Origin of the sequence: Blastococcus aurantiacus (assembly GCF_900102425.1) — a bacterium.
Classification (GTDB): domain Bacteria; phylum Actinomycetota; class Actinomycetes; order Mycobacteriales; family Geodermatophilaceae; genus Blastococcus; species Blastococcus aurantiacus.
In genome coordinates, this window is record NZ_FNBT01000015.1 from 1 (window position 1) to 1,743 (window position 1,743).

The window sequence follows — 1,743 nt, forward strand, 5'->3', positions numbered from 1 at the left end:
GTTCGGGTGGTTAGCATCGCTGGGTTCAGCATGGGCGTTCCTTCGCGGGTACGGGAATATCAACCCGTTGTCCATCGACTACGCCTGTCGGCCTCGCCTTAGGTCCCGACTCACCCTGGGCGGATTAGCCTGGCCCAGGAACCCTTGGTCTTCCGGCGGGGGAGTTTCTCACTCCCCTCTCGCTACTCATGCCTGCATTCTCACTCGCGTGGCGTCCACGGCTGGATCACTCCGCCGCTTCTACCGCCACACGACGCTCCCCTACCCATCCACACACCTGGCCGGCCCACACAAGGACCGACAGGAAAAGTATGAATGCCACGGCTTCGGCGGTGTGCTTGAGCCCCGCTACATTGTCGGCGCGGAATCACTTGACCAGTGAGCTATTACGCACTCTTTCAAGGGTGGCTGCTTCTAAGCCAACCTCCTGGTTGTCTCTGCGACTCCACATCCTTTTCCACTTAGCACACGCTTAGGGGCCTTAGCCGATGATCTGGGCTGTTTCCCTCTCGACTACGAACCTTATCGCCCGCAGTCTCACTGCCACGCTCTCACTTACCGGCATTCGGAGTTTGGTTGACGTCAGTAACCTTGTGGGGCCCATCGGCCATCCAGTGCTCTACCTCCGGCAAGAAACACGTGACGCTGCACCTAAATGCATTTCGGGGAGAACCAGCTATCACCGAGTTTGATTGGCCTTTCACCCCTACCCACAGCTCATCCCCTCAGTTTTCAACCTAAGTGGGTTCGGTCCTCCACGCGGTCTTACCCGCGCTTCAACCTGGCCATGGGTAGATCACTCGGCTTCGGGTCTAGGGCACGCGACTCAATCGCCCTGTTCGGACTCGCTTTCGCTACGGCTACCCCCCACGGGTTAACCTCGCCACGTACCACTAACTCGCAGGCTCATTCTTCAAAAGGCACGCAATCACCCCGCCCCCGAAGGAACTAAGGCTCTCACGGCTTGTAGGCACACGGTTTCAGGTACTATTTCACTCCCCTCCCGGGGTACTTTTCACCTTTCCCTCACGGTACTTGTCCGCTATCGGTCACCAGGGAGTATTCAGGCTTAGCGGGTGGTCCCGCCAGATTCACACCGAATTTCACGGGCTCGGTGCTACTTGGGAAACACGTCCGGGAGATGCAGCGTTTTCGTGTACGGGGCTCTCACCCTCTACGGCGACCCCTTCCAGAGGCCTTCCACTAACACCACATTTTCTCACTCCCCGTCGGATCGGCAGATCCAACTGGACGGTCCCACGACCCCGACCACACAACGCCTGCCGGCTATCACATGCGATCGGTTTAGCCTCATCCGCTTTCGCTCGCCACTACTCACGGAATCACGGTTGTTTTCTCTTCCTGTGGGTACTGAGATGTTTCACTTCCCCACGTTCCCTCCACACGCCCTATGTGTTCAGGCGCGGGTCACACCACATGACTGGTGCGGGGTTCCCCCATTCGGAAATCCTCGGATCAACGCTCGGTTGACAGCTCCCCGAGGCTTATCGCAGCCTCCTACGTCCTTCATCGGCTCCTGGTGCCCAGGCATCCACCGTGTGCCCTTAACAACTTGGCCACACAAAAATCCCACACACCACCCCCGGAAGGAGATGCTGTGCGGGCCTACAAGAACTCTCATTGCAAATAAGAGTCAGAAGATGCTCGCGTCCACTGTGCAGTTCTCAACGTACGACCAGACACCCTCCACACGTCCCCGCCAGACCCACCAACCCCCACAGG

1 rRNA gene is annotated in these 1,743 nt (G+C 58.4%); it reads right to left on the bottom strand.

The features are described 5' to 3' along the window. Positions 1 to 1,579: ribosomal RNA gene (locus tag BLS70_RS20350) — 23S ribosomal RNA — on the bottom strand; the annotation flags it as partial. Positions 1,580 to 1,743 lie beyond the last annotated feature (164 nt).